The organism is Sulfitobacter sp. G5_S2_6_S6, from assembly GCF_054968505.1.
Genome location: NZ_JBQKUI010000001.1, coordinates 11,358 through 37,643 on the forward strand (window position 1 = coordinate 11,358; position 26,286 = coordinate 37,643).

Consider the following 26,286-nt stretch of genomic DNA (forward strand, 5'->3'; position numbering starts at 1 on the left):
GTAGGACGATGAAAAATCCACTGACATTGTATTGTCACAAGATTGTCCAGATCAAAATTAGTCAATTTATTTGCTTCGGATGTTCGAACTCTCGCAGAAGAACTGTTTCGAGCTTATCTAGAGCAAGCCGAAGATCAGATATCTCCTCTCGAATTTTACCGTGCGGGTCGTTTTGAACTTTTCCATTTTCCTTTTCGTAAACGACAATTCTCAAGACGTTTAGAAATTGTGTTTCAGCGTCAGGGTCGGCGATATCCGCAATTTCCGCAAGCTGGTCTTGATCGAGTTCAAGTTCTTCCACGGCAGCCTTGACCAACATTGCAGCTAGACTGCCGGTATGGTTCTTCAGCGTTCTAGCTAAGCTGATTTTGTCCTCGTCAGCTTCACTTGAGGGAGCATAAGGCATCAGAATTTGGAACACTGGATCACCTGTAGACAAAAGCAGCTCCATTGCAGCAAGCGCTTTTTCGTACCTTTGCATCGGATTGTTGCCGGGGTAGTAGCGTCGTGCACGCCAAAGCTCTAAAATGAGATCAGCTGTTTCCTGTTTGAGCGTTGCATCTTCCTCAGAGGCGACCATCTGCTCCGACACGTAAGCAGCCATCCATTTCGCGGTTATGTCCCGCTCGCCCAGATCGCTAATTAGCTTTCGCCCAAGTTCCTCTATGGCCTGATCGCGTTTCGTACGTTCCGTCCCGATCGAGCCGGATAACTTCGACCCTTTTGTGAGCGGTTCTTTTTTTACTGCTTTTACCATATTCGCTCCCAATCGAACGTTCCAGGTTCACTGTAACTAGTAAATCACATTCCAGTGCATTCATTGACTCTTGAAGTGCCTTTTCAGTTACGCTCAACCTATAGCCGTCGACGTAGGAATAGGATCGATGTCGCATCGATCTTTCGCTGTCGTTCGGAGTGGTACTCCAAGCACTATAGCTCAAATCGGCAATCCCATTCTCCTCAACGCCCCAAGATGAGGACCACGATGGACCAGACGGTATTTGAAGAACATCGAGGACTGTCTTTGAGGGGGCTACTTGAACACCGCGCCCCTTGAAGCAGCGCGGGTCTTCCTCATCAACTCCGACGTCACGATTGGCCAAAGGCCGCTGGATAGCTGGGATGATGCTAAAATCGCTGTCTTTCCCGTCGTTCTCTTCAAAATCGTCGGGGTCAGGAATGAAGACGTCATAGTAGTCCGCTGTGGCTGCGTAGGCCCTCAAAAGTGCAGGAGCCGTTTTGCTTGGTACGAAAGCAGCTTTACTGCGAACTTCGCTATGGGCTGCCTGATCTCCATACTCATACATCCCATGCTCTCGATACTGACTAAGGGCCAGACCGCCGTCTTCCCCTATTATCTCTGCTAGCGGATCAACTGCATCCGCCTCACCAACCCACTCCTCTCGATCAGGTTCCGGTTGTTCCCAGTATCTGTTCGAAAGTGGCAGTGTTCCTAAGAGGTCGGATATCCAGATTGTTGGATAGGTTGTATCGTCGCGCTCCAACCATCCTTCAAACGTATCATAGTGATCGTCGTCACGCTCTACCAAAGCGCGTGTTTTCATCAGTTCACCGATCGCCATGTGCAAGCCGTGCCATTGTAAATAGACCGAATGTCGATAAATGGTCGGTCGAGAACCGTGCCTCGCCGAATAAAGCCCATAGTCGTCATCTTTCAAACGGCTCTGTCTCGGCTCATTCTTCCAATGACTGGTCTCGTTGTGGCCATTCCAGCGATCCACAATCCATTCTTCAGCAACTTGGATCAACTCACTTGATGACACATCTGCAAACACTCGGCACGCAGGAGAGTACCAATACGGTATGATGTCCATGCTGTCGAAACTAAATCGCGAGCCTGGGTCGGCGTGACTATCGAAGTCACGGGAATGGCGATCTTTCACTCTCGGGGCCCTCGTCGAAGCCGAGCCGTTCATTGAGGCTAGGTTTGTTTCATCCACCTCTACGTTCGCGCCGCATTGTCGTGCCTGATCAAGCGCTCTCGCGAGGAAATGTCCAATCAGAATGTGCGGTTGGTTTTTGGTCCATAGCTTCAAGATCTCGGTTTCATGGTTCGCAATAATAGCAGGATGATGAGAAGACACTTGAGCCAACACCATCGACAATTGTTGGGCGGCATTCATTTCCTGAAATGGGCAGTCAGGGAAAGTATAGTTGCAATTGAACTGACCGATAGCATGATCAAAAACACCTTTGATCAAGTCTGCTATGCCTAACTGCACTGCGCTCAAAAGCGCGTGAGAAGCTTGCCAACGCACTCTCGAATCAATATCGCCCAAATACCTATAAATCAGAGCAGAGGCGACCTCGCTTTGAGTTGTGGGCAGACTCTTCGGCTCAAATAGGTACCGCTTGCGAACACTGTCATCCATGTTTAGGCGAGCTTCTGTGCGGTCGATCAGCCGTGCTAATAGTTCATCCGCTGTTTTCAGTTCCAAGTTGCTGACGTACTCGGCAAGAAGCTTCAGAAGACTCGTTGCACCCAACTTCGCGGCGTTCTGTTCAACCAAGTCTAAAACAACTTGACGTCGGCCTTCTGGAGGTAGTCCAGAGCGGGCCTGGAGTTCAGCAAACTGTTCTCCATGATACCAACTATAGCCCATCGTCCTGCCACCAAGTTCCACCGTCAGCTTAGGAAGGTTGCTTGCGCACCATTCGGTTGTTGCCCTTCCTGGCCAGTCGTCCAACGCAGCAAAAATCGCCTCTATTTCGTTGTCGGGCCACCTTGATGTACGTGCGCATTGAACCAGCGTATTGAGGTGTTCTATCCGATCTGAAAATCGAACTCGCGTGCGCAACTCAAGCAGACGTTCTTTGACGTCGAAAATTCTTGCCTTTTGATCGGCTTCTTGCGCTTCGGCAATTGCATCAGCAGAAAGTGGATCGACGGACGTCCAGTCAACTTTACCTTCATCCTTTTCCATCTCCTTCGTGGGCTCGGGCCGCAGAACACCCGCTCTGTTGCTATCAGGTTTTTGCGGTGCTGGGGCCATCGACTTGAAATGTCTGATCTGTTCCAGCTGGGACCATGCTTCCGCTACGGATTCCCTAGATCGACACAACTCTTCCAGAATGTCCGGAATGTGGGCATCGGAGTAGGGTGTTGTTTCCAAAATTTTTCGCTCAATTATGTTGTTCAACAAACCATTCTGTACGTCCTTAGGAACCCCATCCAAATCATTCAGTATTCTGTCTTCAATTGATGGCGGTACGTCTCCCAGGATTTGCGCAAGCGCATATCCATCAGGTGCGCTAAGCCAACCCATGTCCAATGTGGTTTTTAAGAATAGCCTTATCTCACTACCATGCGTAGAGAACCCTTCATCCCCCCAACGCGAGGCAGTCATTGCGCCAACAGGCGGGTTTGATAGGGTGACCGCCTCCAAGGCTTCTTCCAGAGGAAATCCGTCTTCCGATTGCAGTAAGTCTCCAGCGTGCCGGACCACTCGAGCAAAGGCACCCAAGAGCTCCCTGGTTTCCGGTGTATCTGGGCGGTCTCGTTTCACGACACGACACAGTGCATGTAGAATGTCTAACGCTTCTAGGTCGACTTCCTCGGCGGTTTTCAGAGCGTCAGAAAACGCGATCTCTGCATGATCTTTTGAGAAGTCCAAGAAGACGCGGGCAATGGAGAGCAGATACTCGGATTTTTCGGTTGCGCGGACGTGAAGTCTTCCAATCTCCTCCGACTTTTTCTCTAGCGCATCGGCAACGACTGATTGCATTGAGGGGTCATGCAAGATTGCTGCGCATAGCTGCCCCTCATGATCATCGAAGGCTTCATGCTCGGTCAGCGAGGCTTTCAGGAACTTGGCCTTTGTCATTTCGTCCAGGTTCGACAAAGCAAGTAGATCGGTTGCTCTAAGGCGCAGAGTATTTCGAACGTAGAAGTATTGATAACCCCTACTGCTGGTGCTCCCAAGTCTAGATGTTATCTGTTCAAGCTGCTTAACGACCACCTCGGTTCTTTCAACAAGCAGACTTGCATATGCTTTGTATGCTGGCAGCAGTCCGCAAACCTCATCGTACCGCTCCTTCGCGAGCTTGAAATCCCTTTCGCTTTCCTCACTTCGCTCTTCCTCTCTGAGCCTTTCAGGTTCAGTAAACATAGCGTCTAAGTCAGGCTCTTCACTGTTGGAGAGCGACGTGAGAATGGCAGTACGCAAATAAAAATCAACTGGGTACGGATAGGTAAGGTGCAGCTTCCTGAAGTTTTTCTGGCCAAATTCTCGAAGCCTATCCAAGATCAACTTCGATTGATGCAGTGTTATCTCACCCCCTTGTACCAATCCCTCAAGGAAGAAGAGTATCTCGCTTCTTAACTCCGCAGTGATCGACGGTCCTGATCCATATCCTTCATCCTCTCCAAGCTCATCCAGATCGAATTTGGTAAGTCCGTTGAGTGCCTGTTCGCGCTGTTGAGGTGTGGGAGTGATACCGGCCCTGCACAAACTGTTGATTGCGAGAAAATGGTAGCACGTATTCAACTCTCCCAAAATTTTGGGGATGACGCTTGGGCCAAACTCAATCACAATCTTCGAAAGAACCCATTTTCGCAACGCTATACAGAAAGAGGGGCTTGTCCAGCGATCACAATCCTGCTCGACCAGCGACCATCCGCGAAGAGCAAAAAACGTCACAAGCCTTGTGACGACGTCTCTCCGTTGTGTGTTCCATTTTTGATGCCCATTTTTGTCGTTAAAGGTTTGACGCATCCACTCTTCGGCGGCTTGCAGATTTAGACGACTTTCAAAAGGTTTACCCTGCCTAATTTTATCTCTTGCAAGGTGGAACAACACGGAGCCTTGCTTGCTGCGCTGCTCCGGGTCATTAAGCACTAGGCCGCCAAGGGTTTCTTCGAGGAACGTTGCCGACAAATCAGAGTTCGCCAATATCAGCTCGTCCACCTTCCCGGAAGTCCGCATCGCTTCGGCACCGATAAATATCGTTTCGCCAACTTCAATTTCATCTTGGTCATTTGAAGCGATGTGGAGTGCGGCTCGCAGGCGTGAAAGATCTACTCTTCTCCTCACAATCGGATCTGAGATCGCGGCAGTGCCGTCCTTCTCTCCAAGGAAACGACCCATCTCAAATTTTCTACCGCAAGCTATAAGTGCGTCGAACAGATGCGATGCCGCGTAACTCGAGTTTAGCCTTTCTGACACAAGTATCTCTGCGATTGCCGCGCGCACCGCTTCCGTTGCCCCCTTAGCGGCGTGCTCAGAGTATTCTTCGAAATCTTCGTTGGAAAACTCAACGCCCCGATCACCTATGCGTAGGTTCGGCGCAAGGTCGTTAACTATATCTTCAGTGACCCCTTCGCCAAGCTCGCAAACTCTGGATAGTACATTGATTGGCATCGGAGCTGAGAGTTCATCCAACGCTGCGCACCAGTAGCTCCGTCGAATGTCGACGCCACTACGGTCGAATGCCTCTCGAACTTTTGAATCGAAGAGATCATTCAGAGACTTTCCATTAGGACGTAGAAAATCAACCGCATCTGACAACGACGTTGCTCCGGCCAGTGCACTTGTTTGAACACGAGGAATACAACGCGAGAGATCATGAAAATCGCTGATCTCAGTCTCGCTTCCTTCCAAACCATGGAGCGCGATCATTGCCCTTGTTTCACTAAGAGAAAACGCGGGGCATAGGACTTCTTTGGTCTCCTCAGGGAGGTTCATTTTTGATAGCCTAGAGGTGCGGCATGTGATTAGAATTCGAACGTTGGAGGGAAGATCGGTGAAAGCAACTAACTGATCCACAAAGCACCTTTGTGGCGGAGTTTGTGTAGCTGCGTGAGTCACAATGTTGTCGGCCGCGTCGATAATAATAACCAACAAGGAACCTGGGTTCTCTCGACCAAAAATCTCAGACGCGGTTTCCAGCTTTTGACGGAACGGTGGAGCCATATCGTCCCGTTCACTGTACGGGAAGAACAGCGGTGTATTGGTCGACCTTGCAAGCTCGTTGGATAATTGCGTGAATCCCTGCCAGGAACTATGTCTTGGCCTTGACGGGTCACGATAGCTGCCTGCACCGTAGCAGTCGTAAACTATGGTTCTCGAGCCAACCGGCAAGGCGGTCTCTAGACTTCTAGCCGTGGTTGTTTTCCCACAACCTCCTTTCCCGTGCAGAACAACCAGTGGATGCTTTTGAACCTCACGGGCAAGAGTTTCCGTAGTAGATCGTGGGATCGCCTCTGAAAGGGGCTCGAGCTCTGGTTCGCAAGGAAACAATCCTTGACCTCTTCCAAGGTTGAACCAACTCAACACCGTATCGCGTTTGACGGTTCTGTTCCCTTCCGGTCCAAGTAACTCCTGAATGCGCACTCGCAGATTGTCAGCCATGTCTTTGACTGGGCTCAAAACTAGTTCGGAGATTTCCTTCGTATTTTGCTCACGGAGCTCTGCTCTGGCGTTTTCACCGCCTTCAAGTACCAGCACCTTACAAAATTGGATTAGTTGGTTTTTTCCGAGACCAGTTGCACGCTTTAGCGAGTTGTAATCGTCTCCATGCAACTTGCTGCATGCTGCCTTGACTATACTACTTTGCAGCTTCTTTGCTATTGGCTGGTTAGTTACCAGCTTTATGCTCAGCGATGGCTCCACGTGGCGAGGCCGCCGCCCCTTAATCGCGCCTTTGAACGCGTCTGCGAGCCTTCGGGCCACGGAGTTATTGCCTGTCTTCTTTGTTGATGAGCAAAAGCGAGCTAGCGTCCAACTTTTATTCTGGCCAGTCACCGAGTACTTCAGCTGAATGAATTCAACGCGTGAGTTCTCGGGGTTCTCATTATCGTCGAAGTATAATGCACAATCCACTCCGTCCCAATTGGCACTGTTATTAGTTTCTGCGGCGTCCCTGACACCCTCGACAGTCAATTCAGTAAGACCAGTAGATGGGTCCAGCAATTTCAAGGCATTTCCGAGCGCCCATGCTTCATGAAATTCATCTCCCGCGTTGGATGCGGGTGCGCCATTTACTTCTATAGGTCTGCTCAATACTTCGCCTTTTCAATGCTGTAGTGGGTCTTCGTGAAAACTCTCCGATGATGTTCCCACCGATGGCTCCTCGAAACAAGGTGCTAACAAGGATTTGGGTTGCCATATCCTCCGCAAGATTCACGGTCAGATTATTTGCTCAAGTCTATCTTCAGCCCACTGACGCAGTTTTTCATCTGCTTGAATGCCAATATAGTCAGCCTTTGCATTCCAAGCCGGCGTCGAAGAATGGCTGGTTCTGTAGGCCTGAAACTCGGCAACGGTAGTTTCAGTAATTTCATGAGCAAACTCAGCCGTCACGCCCAAATACACAATGGTCGTCGGCTCTAAATGTTCGATCTGTGTCGCAAACCTTGTCCGGTTCTCGTTGGCCAAAATCTCTTCCCTCAGTGGCTCTGTTCTCCCATCATACCCTTCGCGCCCTCGATATCTTGGGAGCGAATGAGCATTGATCAAACTATAGTCATCTAAGCGTTCTGAGGGAAAAATATCCGGACGAAGAACATGTAGTCTTTGCAGCATGACTGCGAGGTTTTGTCCGGAGTTACCAACGAAGGGTCTCCCGTGTTCCTCTTCATTAGCCCCAGGGCATGCGCCGACGAGCAGTACCCTCGGGTACATATCTCCTATCCTGAAATCTGGGGAAGCTACACACATTTCTAAACGTTAACCGACAACAAGCGCTGACTCAAACGACATCACCTCAAAGGGAAAATGCAAGGTCCGCTTTGGGGGATGCTGCACTTGCGTATTTCGAGAGTTCCGAGTGGCGGCTTTGGGTCGTTCGCGTCGGAGGTGCGCCCCTTGACGCCAAGGGCGGATTCCAGACATTCGCTGCGGGTGCGAGACGCCATAGTTTATTTTGATAAAGCAGCCGTTGGCGTAGGCAGATCGACGTTTGCTGCGTTGGCGATTTTGCCTCGGATGCACCTGTGAAACCAGCATTAGCACCACCAAGTATAAATCGGAAACTGGACATCTACTGCCTTGGAATTTTGGCGATAGACACAACGCCTACGCATCGGTTGTAAATTTGCGTTTTTCATGTAAGCTATTGATATTGATATTGATATTGAAGATTGCCCATGTGGGTACATCAAATGGATGTGTGTTACATACATGCCTGATTTTTCGGCAAAAACTGCAAGTGTTTTGGCCTACTCTTGCGGAATTTCAGCTACATAGACGCTTATTGCTGCCATAGCCGCTTTAGCCTCAACGGGTGTTTTTGCTTTGAGTATCTCGCCAACATGTTTATCAACGCCTGCCCCTGCAAGGACCCCATTTATTCCCAGCAGTTTTGCAGTAAATCGGGTTAAATCGCAGGCAATTAGGGTTTCAGCTCCCTTACCCGAGATTGGTGCACAAATATCACCAATCCACCTTATGTGAAGCTCGTAATCATCAAAATGAGGGTGCACTATCTTGTAATGCTTTGATTCATCTGGAAATTTTTTACGGGTTGTTGTTCTTATCTCTTTTGTTCTTTTGGCAATATTACAATCTCGACAAGAAATTGCGAGGTTTTGAGGAATGAACATGTATCTCGGCTCAGTGTCTTTTGGGACTATGTGTTCTGCATCCCATAGCGCTTTATTCGCAGTAACGACTTCTCTGTTGCAGTAGGCACATGTATATTTCTGCTCAGCTATGTAGTGGTCTTTAATTTCTGCTCGAACAGGGTTGACTAGCGGGTCATCCCAGTAATCGCCCAACTTGGCCTCATTTGGCAAAGCATCAAATGCATCAACTAAAATTTGGGTTTTGGCGCTATACTTGACTGGATTCATTTTTTGATCTTCGTTCCGGCTTGATCCGCAACTTTTTGCAAATTTTCTATAATGGTCTTTGATGGATCTCCCTCTTCCAAGCCACCTTCGAGTCTTTGAAGGTCTTTTAGAACTTCGGAAAACTGACTTGATCTCGCTTTACCTTCAGCGACCAAACGCAATGCGTCTACAATACGGTTCTTGATGTACAGGTTATTGTTTGTAGGGAGCCCAAAGGCTTCAGCAAGCAGAAAGTCTGCAGATTTCCCTTGCATTTCATGCGTTGGTGGCAATGTGTCATTGTCTAAAGAAATCACATCGGCATGGACCGGGAGCTCCGAAATCACCATTGGTGAATGTGTTGCGACGACGAAGTGGCAGCCTGTATATCGAGAAAATGTCCTAACCAAAAGGTCGACATACTTAATTTGCCACTCGGGGTGGAGACTCAATTCCGGTTCGTCGATTAAAATCAGACTTCCATTTTTGATAACTGACGCAAGCGCAATCAGTGCAGAAACCATGCTAAGTGTGCCTGAACTTGCACTCCTTAAGTCTGAAGCTAAACCTGACTTATGAGTTACCTCAACGCCAACCAAATTTAGGAATCCAGCGCGTCGAAGAGGTTGTAGCTTGTGGAAGAAATTATCGATTTCTCCACCATATTCAAAGTCGGCACGAATTTCTATTTTCGAACTTTCTGCTCTGCTATATGCCAGATCCAATAGTTCTCGAAGATCAGACTCAGTAACGCCACTGCGCTCCATTTCCTCTACTTGCCGCTGTTGAGTTGAGTTAAGGACTTTATCTTTATCAAGATGTAGTTGCCGGTATACCGCTTGGCGGAGGCGCTCTGTACTTCTCAATCTATAAATTACATTGACAGTAGGTTTTAGGTTCAGGAATTCAAAAACAGCTCCAATGTTGCTGTTGCGTAAGGCGTCATCCTCACTTTTCTCAAAGAGACTGTTTAACGATCTATACAAGAGAGTTTGAATTGACGCTTTTCCGAAACTGTCCCGTAATCCAAGGTATTGATACATTGAATTTTCTGGTGGAGCGAGAGGATTTCGGTTTCTTCTAGGGACTGGAAACTTGTCGAATGGGCTGATTGTTAGAGCTAGAACCCGGCGCGGCAAAGGTAAGTCGAAAACCGTAACTCGACGACCTTCAACCGTAGCTTCGAACTGACCTTTTTCGAAGGGATGTCTCTCAACGGTACAGCGCCTCCGATCACACAAATATTCTAAGTAATCCAGCGGGAGCTCGTTGACCCTCCCTTTCTTGCCATCCTTTAGTTCTTGCAAGGTTATGAAGGTTTTCACAGTTGCGCCAAGGAGATGTGATTTCCCAGTACCATTCTTTCCAATTATGGCAGTTATGTGCTCGCGTTGTTCAGAAGAGCTCTGCAGATTTGGCTTACTAAACACAGCATGAGGGTTCATATACGGGCGGTCACGTCGCCACGGCATATCTACACGCACATCTGCGGTTCGTGCTTCAAGCAATTGAAAATCTTTTTCTGCGTACATCTTCAATCACTTCCCAGCCATTTACTAGACTTAATTAATGGCCAGCAACGAGAACAAATTCAACCCTTTGATGCAGCGAACGTCCGGTATGCGGACTTCGGTTGCAGTATCTAGACCGCATGCCAGATGTCGGCTTTGGGCCGTGATCGTTTTAAGACCATCAATGACCAAAGGCAGCCCAATCACTAAGACACGTTCTATAGCTAATGAACTAATCTAAAATCCCTTCAGCTCGCGCAGATACCGACCAAAGATTTATCAAGAAAAGAGCTCAGTGTGCGAATATAACTAACTCTTTTTAAACATGCATCGAAAAAAGGATGCCCAGAGGGCACCCTAAGTTTCGCATAGCCAAGCTCATCGTTCACCGCTCGTTTGTTTTATGCCTGCGGCTTGGCCATCGTTAGGGGCAAGCGCACCGGCCCCCTGTCTGGTGGAATGAGAAAAGAAACTATCTCCTTTCTCATTCCGAAACTGCTAGCAATTTGACACCGTAATGAGATGTAACGTCATGCCTTTTGGTAGCTCACGTCCGATAGTTGCCTCGTTTCTTCTCCGTTATTGCTGAACTAGACCATCAAACTCCATAAAGGATCTGCCCCCAGCTCGCGTCAACAAAATCAACAACTTGCGCGAACTGGGCGTTAATTACCCTGTAAATGGCCGCCAAAACACTCGAAATGGGCTTCATATGCTTGGCTTTTCACCGCAAGGCCGGGGCGTTTGTCTTAGCTGCAGCCCGACGTGCCGCCGCAGGTGTTGCACTTCATGCAGGTGCCGTTGCGGACCAGCGTGTAGTTGCCGCATTCCCCGCAGGCTTCGCCCTCGTAGCCCTGCATCTTTGCTTTGGTACGGGCGTCCATGCTGACCGCGCCGCTGGACACCGCTGTGGTCGACCCCATGCTGGCCGCGACTGATGCTTGGCCTGCCTGCGGCATTACACGGTCAAGCGTCTGCGTGTCGCCGTGCCCCTGCCCGCCTTGCAGTAGCACCAGATCCTGCGGCAAACGGTTGCGCAGATACCCGGTGGAGCTGATCTGCTTGAGCACCTCGAGCGAGCGGTTGGCAGCGGTTTCGGAGATTTCCGCCACATTGGCAACGCTTTCCTGATCGCCGCGGCCGAGGCTGTCAAAGCTGGCCCCTTCGGGTTGCACATGCGCCAGATCGGTACGGTCCAGATAGGACACGGCGAGCTCGCGGAACACATAGTCAAGGATCGACGTCGCGTTCTTGATGCTGTCGTTGCCCTGCACCATGCCAGCGGGTTCGAACTTGGTGAAGGTAAAGGCGTCGACGAATTCCTCAAGCGGGACGCCGTATTGCAGGCCCACGGACACGGCGATGGCAAAGTTGTTCATCATCGCACGGAAGCCCGCGCCTTCCTTGTGCATGTCGATAAAGATCTCGCCCAAGGAGCCGTCTTCGTATTCACCGGTGCGCAAATAGACCTTGTGCCCGCCTACATTGGCCTTTTGGGTATACCCCTTGCGGCGCTGAGGCATCTTTTCGCGGTGCGATTTGATGATCTCTTTGACGATGACCTTCTCGACAATCTTTTCGGCCAACACGGTGGCTTTCTCGTGGGTGGTGCCGCTTTCGAGCGTTTCGGCGGCCTCGTCATCATCCTCGACCAGCGCAGAAGCCAGAGGCTGCGACAGTTTTGATCCGTCGCGGTACAGCGCGTTGGCTTTGACGCCAAGCGACCACGACAGTTCGTATGCGTTTTGGCAATCCTCGATGGTGGCGTCATTCGGCATATTGATCGTCTTCGAGATCGCGCCAGAAATGAAGCTTTGCGCCGCCGCCATCATATAGATGTGGCTGTTGACGGACAGGTAGCGTTTGCCCTTCTTGCCGCAGGGGTTGGCGCAGTCGAAGATGCCGTAGTGTTCGGGCTTGAGGTGCGGCGCGCCTTCCAGCGTCATCGTGCCGCAAACATGGTCGTTGGCCGCCTCGATGTCTTTCTTGGAAAAGCCCAGGGATTTCAGCAGGTCAAACGTCGGGTCGTTCAGCTTTTCGGCAGGGATGCCAAGGACTTGCGTGCAGAACTCCTCGCCCAATGTCCATTGATTGAAGACAAAGCGGATGTCGAAAGCCTGTGCCAGCGCCGCGTCGATCTTGGCCAGCTCGTTGGGGCCAAAACCGTGGCCGACCAGCGTGGTGTGGTTGATCGCAGGCGCGTTGCCGATGGTGCCGTGACCGACGGCATAGCCGACAATCTCTTCGATCTGGGCGGAGCCGTAGCCAAGCTTTTCAAGCGCTGCGGGTACCGACTGGTTGATGATCTTGAAATAGCCACCGCCCGCGAGCTTCTTGAATTTCACCAGCGCAAAGTCAGGCTCGATCCCGGTGGTGTCGCAATCCATCACCAGACCGATGGTGCCCGTCGGCGCAATCACAGAGGTTTGCGCGTTGCGGTACCCGTGCTTTTCGCCAAGACGCAGGGCTTCGTCCCAGGTCGCGGTGGCGATGTCGATCAGGTTGGCTTGCGGGCAGTTTGCGTGATCCAGTGGCACGGGCTTGACCGATAGCGCCTCGTAGCCGTCGGTCTTGCCGTGGGCCGCATTGCGGTGATTGCGGATGACGCGAAGCATATGCTCGGCGTTCTTGGCGTGACCGGGGAAGGCCCCCAGCTCGCCCGCCATCTCGGCGGAGGTGGCATAGGAAACGCCTGTCATGATCGCGGTCAGCGCCCCGCAAAGGGCACGGCCTTCGTCGCTGTCGTAGCTAAAGCCCATGTTCATCAGCAGACCGCCGATGTTGGCATAGCCCAGACCCAGCGTGCGGAAATCATAGGACCGCTGCGCGATTTCCTTGGACGGGAACTGCGCCATCATCACCGAGATTTCGAGCGTAACGGTCCACAGACGCGAGGCGTGCATATAGTCTTCGACCATGAACTCCCCGTCTTGCAGGAAGGTCAGCAGGTTCATCGACGCAAGGTTACAGGCCGTGTCGTCGAGGAACATGTATTCGGAGCACGGGTTCGACCCGCGGATCGCGCCGTCTTCGGGGCATGTGTGCCAGTCGTTTACCGTGTCGTGATACTGGATACCGGGATCGGCACAGGCCCATGCGGCGTGGCCGACTTGCTCCCACAGGTCACGGGCGCGGATGGTTTTCGACACGCGCCCGGTGGTGCGGTCCAGCAGTTCCCAATCGGCGTCTTTTTCGACGGCGTGCAGGAAAGCGTTGGTCACCCGGATCGAGTTGTTGGAGTTCTGGCCCGAGACCGAGGAATAGGCTTCGGAATCCCAGTCTGTGTCATAGGTCGGGAATTCGATCGAGGTATGACCCTGCTTGGCATAATCCAGCACGCGCTTGACGTATGTCTCTGGGATCGCGCATTTTTTCGCGCTGCGGATCGCGGTCTTCAGCTGGTCGTTCTTGGCGGGGTCATAAGCGTCGGCCTCTGCGCCGTCCCATGCTTTGATCGCGGCAAACAGCTTGTTCAGCTCGCGTTCATGCATCTTCGAGCCAGCGACGATGCTCGCCACCTTTTGCTCTTCGATGACCTTCCAGTTGATGAAATCCTCGATATCGGGGTGGTCCGCATCAACGATAACCATCTTGGCCGCGCGCCGTGTGGTGCCACCCGATTTGATCGCGCCTGCCGCACGGTCACCGATTTTCAAAAAGCCCATCAAGCCAGAGGATTTTCCCCCGCCCGACAGTTTCTCGCCCGCCGCCCGCAGGCTCGAGAAGTTGGTGCCGGTGCCGGAACCGTATTTGAACAGACGCGCCTCGCGGACCCACAGGTCCATAATGCCGCCGTCGCCTACCAGATCGTCAGCGACAGACTGGATGAAACAAGCGTGGGGCTGCGGATGCTCGTAAGACGATGTCGACCGCGTCAGCTTGCCGGATTTATAATCGACATAGTAATGCCCCTGCGCGGGACCATCGATGCCGTAGGCCCAATGCAGACCGGTGTTGAACCATTGCGGGCTGTTGGGTGCGCCGCGCTGGCTGGCCAGGATGTGGCGCATCTCGTCATAATAGGCTTGGGCGTCTTCTTCGGTGGTGAAATAGCCACCTTTCCAACCCCAATAGGCCCAAGCGCCTGCCAGACGGTCGAACACTTGCTTCGACGATGTCTCGCCGCCCATGGTCGCATCATCGGTCGGCACCGAGCGCCAGAGGAATTCTGGCACGCCCTTTTCCTTGACCTTCTTGGTCTCGGACGGGACGCCTGCCTTGCGGAAATATTTCTGGGCGATCACATCAGAGGCGACCTGGCTCCAGCTGGAGGGCACTTCGACGTTATCGAGGCGAAAGACCACCGACCCGTCAGGATTGCGGATTTCGGAGGCTGTGCTCACAAAGTCCAGTTCTGCGTAGGCATCCTGACCGGATCGCGTGAATTTTCTCTCGATTTTCATAAGTGCTGCCCCAAATTTTCAAACTCTCAACCAGCGGCATGATCGGGCCGCCAAACCTATCGCCGGTGTGCATCGTCCCCCGCACCCGCATCAGGTTGGTCTTGGATCAAGCCGTTTAACCGGCGCAAATGTGCGAAACCCAATTTCACCCGATCAGCACGCCACCCCGATCAATCACCAGATGTAGTGGCCCGCCCGTCGATTTACACAAACTGGCGTATGCAGCCCTATTGGGTCAACGGCTTTATTATCGAAATAAGGGAAGTTGCATCTTGACCGGATCGGCATTTTTTGAAGCTTCGGTCGGCGCGGTGATTCAGCGAAATGATATGCACAGACAGCGGATCACGAGGGTGATTTTCCACACCGCGGATAAAGTTAATAAACGCTAAGGTTTAGCGTGGCTGGCTCATGTATCGCTTGAGTTATCCACAAAATCCCCGACAGCGGGCTGGGGATAAACATGGCGGAACTGTGGATGATAAAAATTTATGCAGCCACCAGATATAGGTTCGCAATCCCGGCTATCTCACCAGATTTAGAGCGTGCATCTGTGGCAAAAAAGAACGACTGCACACAAATACAGCGTTCTGATCTGCATTAAGCAGATCAGGAACACTATATGTGGTGGTTCTTAAAGTGGTCGGGGCGAGAAGATTCGAACTTCCGACCCCCTGTACCCAAAACAGGTGCGCTACCAGGCTGCGCCACGCCCCGACTGCGGCCTACTTAGCCCCAAGCAATCGGATTGAAAAGCCCTAAGTTCACAGAAAATGATAGTTTCTGACGAACTAACAGGGCCATGCCGGATTGCGCCCTGCAAACGCGGGATGGCGCAGCTCTGTCCCCGGTGTGATGCCCATCCGCGCGCTTAATCCGCCGTTGATTTCCAACACCGCCAGCAGCGCATCACTGCCCCCCTCGAGCGGAGATTCGTCGAGCGGAACCGCATTATGGTGGATGTGCTGCACCACACCGTGGGAATCGATGAACAATAGGTCGAGGGGAATCAATGTGTTGCGCATCCAAAAGCTGAGAGGCTGCGGCTCTTCATAGATAAAGAGCATACCCGCGCTGCCTGCCAGTGAGGTGCGATGCATCAATCCTTGAGCACGTTCACCGGCATCATCGGCAATCTCGACGCTAAAGCGCGCCTGCCCCCAGTCGCCGCGCAACGTCACGCTGGTGTCGCTGCATTTGGCAGCGGCCGCCCCCGCCATCGCCAGAGAGGCAAAGGCTAATAGACCCGCGCGGATCAGCTTTGCGCGGTGCCAGATGAATCGAGTCGTACCGTTTCCCATGCATGTACCTCTGCCGCCATCTGGCCGCGTTCCCCGTTAATGACCCGCAGCGCCAATGCCTCGCCCGGTTGCAAATCCGACAGGCCCGACTGGCGCAACACTTCTATATGTAGAAAGATGTCATCGCTTTTGCCAAACACATTCGCGAAACCAAAGCCTTTGGATTTATCGAACCATTTGACCCGCGCGGGTTCCAGCGGTGCGGCGGCCACCAATGCGGGATCAATGCCAACAATATCCGACAACGCCATCGCCTGAGCAGCAGCGGGCGGGTGTACCGCATGGACCTGCGTCGCCTGCACCCCGCGTTCGGTCTTTTGCACCGTCAGATCAATGCGCGCACCGTCCGCGACAGAGCTTTGACCGTAATTACGTAACACATTGACGTGCAACAGGATATCAGGCCCGCCAGCGTCTGAGACAACGAAACCGAACCCCTTCGCGGGGTCGAACCATTTCACCACGCCGGAAATGGCAGAGCTATTGCTGGATACTTCTGACACAAATGTCCTTTGGTCTTCTCTAGGTCAGGCAACAGCGTGCCCGCGTACAAAATATCAGCGGCAAAAGCCGCCTTATGGGTTCAATCTCGTTACGCTCCAATCACCGTTTTGTTCGGCACGTCGCCAGACAAAACGGTCATGCAATCTATACTCTCCGTCGGCCCAGAACTCGATTTCGACCGGGGTGATCCGGTAGCCCCCCCAAAAAGGTGGACGGTCTGGGTTTGGCCCCTTTTTGGCGGTGACTTTTGCCACTTCGGCGACCAATGACGCACGGCTGGCTAAAGGGGACGATTGGTCAGAGGCCCAGGCCCCCAACCGGCTTTTGAGCGAACGCGACTTGTAATATGCGTCCGCCTGCGGGCCTTCTTCTTTGGAAACCACGCCGCGCACCCGTATCTGGCGGCGCAGGGATTTCCAATGCATCACGAAAGCAGCCTTGCCCGCGTGATCCAGTTCTTGCGCCTTGGCGCTGGTGTAGTTTGTGTAAAAGACGAATGCCGCGTCTTCGATTTCTTTTAGCAACACCATGCGCGCATTGGGCAGACCGTCGGCATCCACGGTCGATAGCGCGATGGCATTTGGGTCGTTGACCTCTGTCTGCGTTGCCTCATCCAGCCAGCGGCGCGCAATCACAAAGGGATCGTCACCGGCAAAAATGCCTTTGCGCACTTCCATGATCATGATCCCCTTCCTTGCGCATCGACGCAATCTTGCGACAATGCCTTACATCAAATGACATACTAGAACAACTAAACACACTGTCGCGCCTAAAAACCGCCAGGGCGGTCTATCACGGCGTCCTCTCAAGTGCCGCGATCACCGTGCAGCCTTGATGCCAAACTATCAATAGCATAAACCGGATAAAAGTTCAGTGACATAGTCGAAGGAAGTACAATGGCAAATGACCTGATGGCAGGCAAACGTGGGCTTATCATGGGCCTCGCCAATGACAAGTCGATTGCCTGGGGCATCGCACGCACCCTCGCGGATGCCGGTGCAGAGCTGGCATTCTCGTATCAAGGCGACGCGCTGAAAAAGCGGGTCGATCCACTGGCGGCGCAACTGGGCAGCGATCTGGTCCTGCCCTGCGATGTGGGGTCGGAAGAGTCGATTGACGCGCTGTTTACCGCTTTGGGCGAACGCTGGGACGGGATCGACTTTATCGTCCACGCGATCGGGTTCTCTGACAAGAACGAATTGCGCGGGCGCTATGTCGACACCAGCCGCGCCAATTTCGCGATGTCGATGGATATCTCTGTCTACTCCTTCACCGCTGTGATGCAGCGCGCGGAAAAGATGATGAAGTCCGGCGGCAGCGCGGTCACGCTCACCTATTACGGCGCCGAAAAAGTGATGCCGCATTATAATGTGATGGGCGTCGCCAAGGCCGCTCTGGAAGCATCGGTCAAATATCTGGCCGAGGATCTGGGCAAGGACGGCATCCGCGTTAACGCGATCAGCGCCGGCCCGATCAAGACATTGGCCGCATCCGGCATCGGCGACTTCCGCTATATCATGAAGTGGAACGAGTATAACTCGCCCCTGCGTCGCAACGTGACCATCGACGATGTGGGTAAATCCGCGCTGTTCCTGCTGAGCGATCTTGGCTCGGGCACGACGGGCGAGAACCTGCATGTGGATGCGGGCTACCACGTGGTGGGCATGAAAGCCGTCGACGCCCCAGACATGGCAAAGGAATAACGACATGAGCAAGGATGCCTCGCGCCTGCCCCATGAAAAAGGGTTTCACATCAGCTGGGACCAGATCCACCGTGACAGCCGTGCGCTGGCGTGGCGTCTGGACGGCATGGGCCCCGATGACGGCGGCTGGCGTGCTGTGGTTGCGATCACCCGTGGCGGTATGGCCCCCGCGATGATCGCCGCCCGCGAGCTGGATATCCGCACCGTCGACACGATTTCGATCAAGTCCTATGACCATCAGGACCAATCGGACGCGGTCGTGCTCAAGGCCCCCGATGCAGAGCTGATGGGCGACGGCACCGGTATCCTGATCATCGACGATCTGGTAGATTCCGGTAAAACCCTTGAAGTCGTGCGCCAGCTTTACCCCAATGCGCATCTGGCCACCGTCTATGCCAAGCCAAAGGGCCGTCCGCAGGTGGATACCTTCATTACCGAAGTCAGCCAGGATACCTGGATTTTCTTCCCCTGGGATATGGCGCTGCAATATGTAGAGCCCTACCGCGGCAAAGACTAAGCGGCACCCCCGCAGATACCTGCCTTCGGCGAGGATTTAGGACCATTTGGAAGCAGCGGCCCCGCGCCGTGTCAGACTTTGCGCTGGTCCGCTTGCCGAAGCGCCCCTCCCTCGCCCAGTCAGGAGCATTGACCATGACCCCGCGTACCGCCGCGACTTTCTCTCCTCCGGTGATGGAGGCGCGCCGCTGGTTGACGGGCATCCATTTTGACGCCGACCGCCCCCTGATCAACGTGAGCCAAGCCGCCCCTGTCGATCCGCCCCCGCAGGCGATGCGTCAGGCCATGGCTGATGTCGCGCTGAACAACGATGATGCGCATCTTTATGGGCCGGTGCTGGGTCTGCCTGAATTGCGCGACGAGCTGGCCGCGCAGGTCAGCGCCCATTACGCTGGCGCGGTAGAGCCCGCGCAAGCGGCGATTACATCGGGCTGCAATCAGGCCTTTGCCGCTGCGATTGCTACGCTCTGTGCCGAGGGGGACGAGGTGATCCTGCCGGTGCCGTGGTACTTCAACCACAAGATGTGGCTGGATATGTCGGGCGTCGCCGCCGTGCCGCTGCCGGTGGGCGATACGCTCTTGCCCGACCCGGAACAGGCTGCCGCCCTGATCACCGACCGCACCCGTGCCATCGCCTTGGTCACGCCCAACAACCCCGGCGGCGTTGAATACCCCGAAGAGCTGGTGCAGGCGTTTTTCGATCTGGCCCGTGCGCGCGGTATCGCCCTGATCCTGGACGAGACCTATCGCGACTTTGACAGTCGTTCCGGCCCGCCGCACCGTCTGTTTCAGGACCCCGACTGGCACGATACGTTGATCCATTTATATTCTTTTTCAAAGGCCTACCGTCTGACTGGTCACCGAGTGGGCGCGATTGTCGCCTCTCAGACGCGTCTTGCCGAGGTTGAGAAGTTCCTGGATACCGTTGCCATTTGTCCCGGCCAGATCGGTCAGCATGCCGCCCTTTGGGGGATGCAGAACCTTGACACATGGCTGGCCGGCGAGCGGCGCGAGATCCTGGCGCGGCGACAGGCGATTGCCGACAGTATGCACCGTTTAGACGCGAAAGGCTGGAAGCTTTTGGGGCTTGGCGGCTATTTCGCCTATCTCTCGCATCCCTTTGATGAAAGCTCTGCCACATTGGCCCCGCGGCTGGTGCGCGAGGCGGCCGTGCTGACCCTGCCCGGCACCATGTTCCATCCGGCAGAAGATATCACCGGCGGGCGGCATCTGCGCATCGCTTTTGCCAATCTGGATGTCGCAGGCATCGAGGTGCTATTTGACCGTCTGACACAGGTCTAACGCGGCTCTTGCCCCCCTGCCGCGCACCGCATAGACAGGGCAAAACGTGCGTTTAAGGGATGACACCATGAAAGCCAAAGGCAACAGCTTTACGAAAACCGCAGTATGGGGGCTGATGGGTCTTTTGATCCTGGGTCTGGGCGGTTTTGGCGCGGTCAATCTGAACGGTAGCGCACGCACCGTCGGCGAAGTGGGCGACAAGTCTATCTCGGTTGACGATTACGCCCGCGAGCTGCAGCAGCAGATCCGCGCCATCGAAAGCCAGTCCGGCGAACAGCTTAGCTTTCAGGAAGCCCAAGCCATCGGGCTGGACCGTGCCGTGCTGCAACGTCTGGTCCGTTTGCGCGCGCTTGACAATGAGGCCGACGAGATGGGCCTGTCCATCGGCGACGCAAACCTGCGCGAACGTGTTGTGGAAATCCCGTCGTTCCAAGGCGTTGACGGGAATTTCGACCGCGAGGGCTATCGCTTTGCCCTACAGCAGGCCGGTCTGAACGAGAATGAATTCGAACAATCGCTGCGCGAGGAAGCGGGCCGCACCCTGTTGCAGGAAGCGATCACCGGCGGGGTTGCGATGCCCGACGCCTATGCCGACACGCTTGTATCCTATGTGGGCGAGCAGCGCACTTTTACCTGGGCCAAACTGACGCAAGATGATCTGGACGCGCCCCTGCCCGACGCCACCGATGCGCAGTTGCAGGCCTATTACGACGAGAACACCGACCAGTTCATTCTGCCCGCCAGCAAGACCATCAGCTATATCACCATGGGCCCGCAGGATCTGCTGGACGAAGTAGAGCTGACCGACGAAGAGCTGCAGGCCGCCTATGACGACCGCGCGGATGAATACATCCAGCCCGAACGCCGCCTGGTCGAACGTCTGGTCTTCCGCGATCAGGAGGCCGCCGATCAGGCCGCCGCCGCGCTCGAGGTGGATGGCAATACATTTGAGGGGCTGGTCGCGGACCGTGGGCTGTCCCTGTCGGATGTGGATCTTGGCGATCTGAGCCAGCAACAGTTGGGTGCCGCAGGGGACGCCGTGTTTACTGCCGAAGTGGGTGATATTGTCGGCCCGCTGCCCAGCAACCTCGGGCCTGCATTGTTCCGTGTGAACGGTGTGCTGCCGTCGCTGAATACCACCTTCGAAGAAGCCCGCCCGACGCTCGTGCAAGACCTTGCCGCGGACCGCGCGGCCCGTCTGGTAGAGGTCCGCGCCCAGGATCTGGACGACCAATTGGCCGGTGGTGCCACGCTGGAACAGATCGCAGAGGAAAGCAAAATGACCCTCAGCACCATCGAATGGACGCAGGACAGCAGCGAAAGCATCGCCGCCTATGCCGGTTTCCGCGAGGCCGCGACACGTCTGACCGAAGGCGACTTCCCCCAGATCCAGCAGCTGGATGACGGCAGCGTTTTCGCCATGCGTCTTGATGGCACCAAAGAGGAACGCCCCAACCCGTTTGACGCCGCCCGTGCAGACGTGGCCAAGGCGTGGCAGAACGAACAATTGATCACCGCCCTGCGTGCCAAGGCCGAGACCCTGCAGGCCGAGCTTGCCGATGGCGCTGATTTTGCCGAGCTGGGGCTGGAGCCCAAGACCGGGACCGACCAGACCCGCGACGCCGTGGTCAGCGCCGCGCCGCAGGGGTTCATCGCCGCTGTGTTTGACGCAGCCCCCGGCGAGGTCGAACTGCTGGAAGGTGCCGATGAGGTCGCGCTTGTCCGTCTTGATAGCATCAAGGACGCGGGCGAGAATGACCGGATGACCCAGGTCAAAACCCAGATCGCCACCCAGCTGGATGACCAGCTGTCGCAAGCGCTTTTCGCCGCTTTCTCTGACGACGTGATCCGCCGCACGGCACCGCGTGTCGATCAGCAGGCGATCAACGCCGTCCACGTGAACTTCCCCTAAGTTAGGTCTCCCATGTCGTTGACACCCGATTATGACAGCTTTGCCGCAGGCTATGCGGCGGGCAAGAACCAGATCGTTTACACCCGTCTGGCTGCCGATCTGGACACGCCTGTTTCGCTGATGCTCAAGCTCACCGGTGCGGCACAGAACGCCTTTGTGCTGGAATCTGTGACCGGCGGCGAGGTCCGCGGGCGCTATTCGATTATCGGGATGAAGCCCGATCTGATCTGGCGCTGTCAGGGCACCACGTCGGCCATCAACCGTTCGGCACGCTATGACGTAGATGCTTTCGAAGATGTTGCGGGCGATCCGCTGGATACATTGCGTGCGGTGATCGCGGAGTCGAAGATCGACCTGCCTGATGACCTGCCGCAAGCCGCCGCCGGGCTGTTCGGCTATCTGGGGTATGACATGATCCGGCTGGTGGAGCATCTGCCGAATGTGAACCCCGATCCCATGGGGCTGCCCGATGCGATGATGGTGCGCCCGTCGGTGATTGCCGTGCTTGACGGGGTCAAGGGCGAGGTCACGATCGTATCGCCAGCTTGGGTGTCTGACGGGCAATCGGCCAAGGCCGCTTATGCCCAAGCCGCCGAACGCGTGATGGATGCGGTGCGTGATCTGGAACGGTCGATGCCCGGCACCAGCCGTGATCTGGGTGACGCCCACGAAGAATCCGCCCCCGTCAGCAATTTCACCCGCGAAGGCTATAAATCCGCCGTTGAAAAAGCGCGGGAATACATCGTGGCGGGCGACATCTTTCAGGTGGTGCCGTCGCAACGGTGGGCGCAGGGCTTCTCGCAGCCGCCCTTTGCGCTGTATCGCAGTTTGCGCCGGACCAACCCGTCGCCCTTCATGTTCTATTTCAACTTCGGTGATTTCCACGTCGTCGGGGCCTCGCCCGAGATCCTTGTGCGCGTTTTCGGCAACGAGATCACGATCCGCCCCGTTGCAGGTACCCGTCGTCGCGGGGCCACGCCGGAAGAAGACCGCGCGCTGGAGGCTGATCTGCTGGCCGACCAGAAAGAGCTGGCTGAACATCTGATGCTGCTTGATCTGGGCCGCAATGACGTGGGCCGGGTCGCCAAGATCGGCACCGTGCGCCCGACCGAGGAATTCATCGTCGAACGCTACAGCCACGTGATGCACATCGTGTCCAATGTCGTGGGCGAGCTGCGCGAAGACCGCGATGCGCTGGATGCCTTCTTTGCGGGGATGCCCGCGGGCACCGTATCAGGCGCGCCCAAAGTCCGCGCGATGGAAATTATCGACGAGCTGGAGCCCGAGAAACGCGGGCTCTACGGCGGCGGTGTTGGCTACTTTAGCGCAGGCGGCGACATGGACATGTGCATCGCGCTGCGCACGGCCGTCATCAAGGACAAGACCCTGTATATTCAGGCCGGTGGCGGTGTCGTCTATGACAGCGACGCAGAGGCAGAATATATGGAAACGGTGCATAAATCCGACGCGATCCGCCGTGCGGCGGCCGATGCAGCACGCTTCGCAGGTCAAGGGAACAGCTGAGGATGCCGACGCAAGCCCCGTTCGAGATTGCGGGTCAACACGTGGCACCCGGCTCTCGGGCACAGATCGACTTGCCGATCTCGATCCTGCCGGACCACACGCCTGTCGGTCTCTCGCTTGAAGTGATCCACGGCAAGCGCCCCGGGCCCACCATGTTTGTCAGCGCCGCTGTTCACGGGGACGAGCTGATCGGGGTCGAGATCGTGCGCCGTCTGCTGCGCGCACCGCAATTGAAATCCCTGCGGGGGACGCTGCTGGTGATCCCGGTGGTGAACTCTTTCGGTTTCCTGAACCGGTCACGCTATCTGCCGGACCGGCGCGATCTGAACCGTTGTTTTCCGGGGCACCCGTCGGGGTCTTTGGGGTCACGGCTGGCGCATATCTTTCTGAACGACGTGGTGCTGCGCTGTGATTTCGGAATCGATCTACATTCGGCCGCGATCCACCGGACCAACCTGCCGCAGGTGCGGATATCTCCATCAGATGCGGTGACGCGGCGCATGGCCGCCAGCTTTGCCGCACCGGTGGTGCTGACCTCGCCCCTGCGCGACGGATCGCTGCGCGCGGTCGCCGCCGCCAAGGGCACGCCGGTGCTGCTGTATGAGGCGGGCGAAGGGCTGCGCTTTGACGAGATGGCGGTGCGCGCGGGCGTTGCAGGTATCTTGCGGGTCATGCATGCCGAAGACATGCTGCCTGCCAAGGGCATCGCCCCCTCGCGCAGACAGTCTCATGTCTGCTCAAGCTCGACCTGGCTGCGCGCGCCTGTAGGTGGGCTGCTGCGTACCTTCAGGGCCGAGGGGGAGACCGTGAAACAGGGTGACGCGCTGGCGACAGTCTCTGACCCGTTCGGCAAGACCGAAGAGGATATTATCGCCCCCCATGACGGTATCCTGATCGGCCGCGCGATCCTGCCCGTGGTGAACGAGGGCGACGCGGTCTTCCACTTGGCAAAGCTGCTGCCCAAGGCGGTGGCAGACACGGTCGAGGATATGATCACGCAGCTCGAAAGCGACCCGCTGTTCGACGAAGACGAGATTATCTAAGCACGTCACATCCAGGCACGTCGAAGCCCGCGCAGCGCGCAGGTTTTGACGGCTTTACTGGTAGATCATTCAGGCGTGGCGTTTTTCAGCACGGCTGAGACAGGGGCAAGTGCGACTTGGCTGGCACGGTCCTGCAACCCCCAGACCAACAGCGCCGAGATCGTCTCGGGCCGCATCCGCCCCATCATGATCACCGACCCTTCGATCCCCGCCTTGAACGCGGCCTGATCAAGGAACCGCCGGATCACGGTGGGCGTCTGCCCCTTGCTGTCAAAGTCGCGGAACACGGGTGCTGCGGGCACGCCCTCTTTCACCGCAAGCTTGGGCATCGTGTTCAGCCCCTTGTCCTGGGTCACAAGGCCATAGCCGCCCTGCCCAAGGATCGCAGTCACCTGATCTGCTGTCGCGCGGTCGGGTTGCAGCCCGGCACCCTGCCCTTCCAACACGCCGATCACCTCGGGCATACGCGAGAAGGCGACCGCCAGCGTGGTCTCTGCATCGCTTGGCTGCGCACCCTGAGGCAGGTCGACCATCGCCAGCACCTCGAACCCTTCGTTGCGGTAGGTCTGCATGCGCTCTGCCGCGTCGGGCAGGCTGACGTCGACGGCAAAGCTCAGCGGATAGGGAAAGCTGCGCAACGCGGCGATACCGACCTCGCCCCCTTGCAGGTCACTACCCACGTCCATCAACAGGACGCTCATCAGCGGTTTGTCATCAGGATTCGCGAAAGGCTGACCATAGCGGGTGATGGCGGGGCTTTCTGCGGTGGCTTGCGCCTCGGGGGCGGTCTGCTCGCCCGATTGGGCGGTCGGCAGGCGGTTGATCGTCACGCCCGTATCCCGTTCAGAGGTGATCGCCGCAGGGGTGCCGATTGTGGGCCGCCCGTCTGTGCGTTGCTCGGGCGCGCCAAAGACAACATCGGCAGGGGCTTCTTCGGGTTGCGCGTCGGGCACGCTTGGCGCGGTGGCGACATCGGTGTCCGGCGTGGGCGACACTGGCGTGTCGACACTTTCGTCGGCGGTGACGGGCGGTGCTGTCCGGGTCTCGATGCCAAGCGCATCCGGCTCGGTCGGTTCCATCGGAGCGAGCGCCATCGGATTGGGCAAAACAGGATCATCAAGCGTGATCTTCGGTGCAGCCGCATCGGGCACGGCCACGGGGGCTGTCGCGTCGATATCCTGCGCGATCTGCGGCGCGGGTTGCGGCGTTGGGGCGACCTCTGGCTCGGGCTGTGGTTCAGGCTCTACCGTCTCAGGTGCTGCCGCGACATCCGGCGCGTCCTCTGAAGGTGCATCTTGCACAGCCTCTTGCGTGACCGGTGCTTCTACTTCTGGTGTGACCTCGGCTCGCGGCACAGTCTCGGGCTCTGGTTCAACGACAGGCTCCTCGACGACAGGCTCTTCGACAACTGGCTCCGGCTCTGGCGTGATCACATCCTCGTTAGTGTCCTCAGCCGCCGTCAGGGGCGTTTCATCAGCCGCTACTACCGGGGGGGCCGCCATTTCGGGCGCGTTGGTCGCGCGCTCTTCGTCAGGCGTGTCACTTGGCACAGGCGTGTCTTGCAAGGGCGCGGGCCCCATAGGTACCATGAAGGACGCGACACCGGCGACGCCGACACTGAATACCGCACCAATGAGGATGCCGCCAATAAACCCGCGTGACATAGATGATCGCTCCTGTTTTTGTTCCGGTTCGTGCGGCTCTCCGGCCTGCTGCCCTTGACGATAGGTCTTAACCCTGAACATGTATCAGCGGACATTATACCGTGGTTTTGCG

Annotated in this window: 16 protein-coding genes and 1 tRNA gene; 6 read left to right on the top strand and 11 right to left on the bottom strand. The window is 55.6% G+C overall.

Annotated elements, in window-relative coordinates; all coding sequences use genetic code 11:
• Window positions 1-61: 61 nt before the first annotated feature.
• From ACTRWK_RS00050 to pdxH, 10 genes are all read right to left on the bottom strand, one after another.
• Window positions 62-757, bottom strand: a complete 696-nt coding sequence (locus tag ACTRWK_RS00050; protein ID WP_340269730.1) for a hypothetical protein — start codon at window positions 755-757, stop codon at window positions 62-64.
• The gene (locus ACTRWK_RS00055; RefSeq protein ID WP_462843733.1) at window positions 639-7,022 is read right to left on the bottom strand and encodes a P-loop NTPase family protein; all 6,384 of its coding nucleotides are present in this window, start codon (window positions 7,020-7,022) and stop codon (window positions 639-641) included. Before ACTRWK_RS00055 ends, ACTRWK_RS00050 begins: the two co-directional genes overlap by 119 nt.
• 126 nt (window positions 7,023-7,148) lie before the next feature.
• Window positions 7,149-7,679 carry a uracil-DNA glycosylase family protein gene (locus ACTRWK_RS00060; protein WP_462843734.1) on the bottom strand — a complete coding sequence of 177 codons (531 nt, stop codon included), beginning with the start codon at window positions 7,677-7,679 and terminating at the stop codon, window positions 7,149-7,151.
• Window positions 7,680-8,179: 500 nt separating this feature from the next.
• A complete protein-coding gene (locus ACTRWK_RS00065) occupies window positions 8,180-8,812 on the bottom strand; it encodes an HNH endonuclease (protein WP_340269724.1) in 633 nt (210 codons plus the stop codon).
• A complete protein-coding gene (locus ACTRWK_RS00070; RefSeq protein WP_462843735.1) occupies window positions 8,809-10,323 on the bottom strand; it encodes an AAA family ATPase in 1,515 nt (504 codons plus the stop codon). Before ACTRWK_RS00070 ends, ACTRWK_RS00065 begins: the two co-directional genes overlap by 4 nt.
• Before the next feature lie 728 nt (window positions 10,324-11,051).
• Window positions 11,052-14,705, bottom strand: coding sequence for a vitamin B12-dependent ribonucleotide reductase (locus ACTRWK_RS00075; RefSeq protein ID WP_462843736.1), 3,654 nt, complete (start codon window positions 14,703-14,705; stop codon window positions 11,052-11,054).
• A gap of 640 nt (window positions 14,706-15,345) precedes the next feature.
• Window positions 15,346-15,422: transfer RNA gene (locus ACTRWK_RS00080), tRNA-Pro, on the bottom strand.
• Between the two features lie 74 nt (window positions 15,423-15,496).
• Window positions 15,497-15,925 carry a DUF192 domain-containing protein gene (locus tag ACTRWK_RS00085; RefSeq protein ID WP_037945041.1) on the bottom strand — a complete coding sequence of 143 codons (429 nt, stop codon included), beginning with the start codon at window positions 15,923-15,925 and terminating at the stop codon, window positions 15,497-15,499.
• A 35-nt stretch (window positions 15,926-15,960) separates the two neighbouring features.
• A complete protein-coding gene (locus ACTRWK_RS00090) occupies window positions 15,961-16,509 on the bottom strand; it encodes a cold-shock protein (protein ID WP_174226609.1) in 549 nt (182 codons plus the stop codon).
• Window positions 16,510-16,581: 72 nt separating this feature from the next.
• Window positions 16,582-17,187, bottom strand: a complete 606-nt coding sequence (gene pdxH / locus ACTRWK_RS00095) for a pyridoxamine 5'-phosphate oxidase (protein ID WP_037945043.1) — start codon at window positions 17,185-17,187, stop codon at window positions 16,582-16,584.
• Window positions 17,188-17,406: 219 nt separating this feature from the next.
• On the opposite strand from pdxH, the gene fabI reads away from it, so the two are divergent.
• From fabI to ACTRWK_RS00125, 6 genes are all read left to right on the top strand, one after another.
• A complete protein-coding gene (gene fabI / locus ACTRWK_RS00100; RefSeq protein WP_005853827.1) occupies window positions 17,407-18,213 on the top strand; it encodes an enoyl-ACP reductase FabI in 807 nt (268 codons plus the stop codon).
• A gap of 4 nt (window positions 18,214-18,217) precedes the next feature.
• Complete coding sequence (gpt, locus tag ACTRWK_RS00105; RefSeq protein ID WP_005853828.1) at window positions 18,218-18,730, top strand: xanthine phosphoribosyltransferase; 513 nt, start codon at window positions 18,218-18,220, stop codon at window positions 18,728-18,730.
• 134 nt (window positions 18,731-18,864) lie between these two features.
• The gene (locus tag ACTRWK_RS00110; protein WP_289081586.1) at window positions 18,865-20,031 is read left to right on the top strand and encodes an aminotransferase; all 1,167 of its coding nucleotides are present in this window, start codon (window positions 18,865-18,867) and stop codon (window positions 20,029-20,031) included.
• Window positions 20,032-20,098: 67 nt separating this feature from the next.
• Window positions 20,099-21,943 carry a peptidyl-prolyl cis-trans isomerase gene (locus ACTRWK_RS00115; protein WP_462843737.1) on the top strand — a complete coding sequence of 615 codons (1,845 nt, stop codon included), beginning with the start codon at window positions 20,099-20,101 and terminating at the stop codon, window positions 21,941-21,943.
• 12 nt (window positions 21,944-21,955) lie between these two features.
• Window positions 21,956-23,467 (top strand): anthranilate synthase component I, encoded by a 1,512-nt coding sequence (gene trpE, locus ACTRWK_RS00120; RefSeq protein WP_037944416.1) that lies wholly within the window; start codon window positions 21,956-21,958, stop codon window positions 23,465-23,467.
• Window positions 23,468-23,469: 2 nt separating this feature from the next.
• Window positions 23,470-24,510, top strand: a complete 1,041-nt coding sequence (locus tag ACTRWK_RS00125) for a succinylglutamate desuccinylase/aspartoacylase family protein (RefSeq protein WP_037944417.1) — start codon at window positions 23,470-23,472, stop codon at window positions 24,508-24,510.
• A 65-nt stretch (window positions 24,511-24,575) separates the two neighbouring features.
• Here the strand turns inward: ACTRWK_RS00125 and ACTRWK_RS00130 are convergent, their stop codons facing one another.
• Window positions 24,576-26,174: a divergent polysaccharide deacetylase family protein gene (locus ACTRWK_RS00130; RefSeq protein ID WP_289081584.1), complete on the bottom strand. Its 1,599-nt coding sequence runs from the start codon at window positions 26,172-26,174 to the stop codon at window positions 24,576-24,578.
• Window positions 26,175-26,286: the final 112 nt, after the last annotated feature.

Excerpts from the sequence above, each read along its gene's own strand:
- ACTRWK_RS00130 (WP_289081584.1), bottom strand. The coding sequence starts at position 26,174 with ATGTCACGCGGGTTTATTGGCGGCATCCTCATTGGTGCGGTATTCAGT.
- gpt (WP_005853828.1), top strand. The coding sequence starts at position 18,218 with ATGAGCAAGGATGCCTCGCGCCTGCCCCATGAAAAAGGGTTTCACATC.
- pdxH (WP_037945043.1), bottom strand. The coding sequence starts at position 17,187 with ATGGAAGTGCGCAAAGGCATTTTTGCCGGTGACGATCCCTTTGTGATT.
- trpE (WP_037944416.1), top strand. The coding sequence starts at position 21,956 with ATGTCGTTGACACCCGATTATGACAGCTTTGCCGCAGGCTATGCGGCG.
- ACTRWK_RS00115 (WP_462843737.1), top strand. The coding sequence starts at position 20,099 with ATGAAAGCCAAAGGCAACAGCTTTACGAAAACCGCAGTATGGGGGCTG.
- ACTRWK_RS00125 (WP_037944417.1), top strand. The coding sequence starts at position 23,470 with ATGCCGACGCAAGCCCCGTTCGAGATTGCGGGTCAACACGTGGCACCC.
- ACTRWK_RS00075 (WP_462843736.1), bottom strand. The coding sequence starts at position 14,705 with ATGAAAATCGAGAGAAAATTCACGCGATCCGGTCAGGATGCCTACGCA.
- fabI (WP_005853827.1), top strand. The coding sequence starts at position 17,407 with ATGGCAAATGACCTGATGGCAGGCAAACGTGGGCTTATCATGGGCCTC.
- ACTRWK_RS00085 (WP_037945041.1), bottom strand. The coding sequence starts at position 15,925 with ATGGCGGGGGCGGCCGCTGCCAAATGCAGCGACACCAGCGTGACGTTG.
- ACTRWK_RS00065 (WP_340269724.1), bottom strand. The coding sequence starts at position 8,812 with ATGAATCCAGTCAAGTATAGCGCCAAAACCCAAATTTTAGTTGATGCA.
- ACTRWK_RS00110 (WP_289081586.1), top strand. The coding sequence starts at position 18,865 with ATGACCCCGCGTACCGCCGCGACTTTCTCTCCTCCGGTGATGGAGGCG.
- ACTRWK_RS00050 (WP_340269730.1), bottom strand. The coding sequence starts at position 757 with ATGGTAAAAGCAGTAAAAAAAGAACCGCTCACAAAAGGGTCGAAGTTA.
- ACTRWK_RS00070 (WP_462843735.1), bottom strand. The coding sequence starts at position 10,323 with ATGTACGCAGAAAAAGATTTTCAATTGCTTGAAGCACGAACCGCAGAT.
- ACTRWK_RS00060 (WP_462843734.1), bottom strand. The coding sequence starts at position 7,679 with ATGTGTGTAGCTTCCCCAGATTTCAGGATAGGAGATATGTACCCGAGG.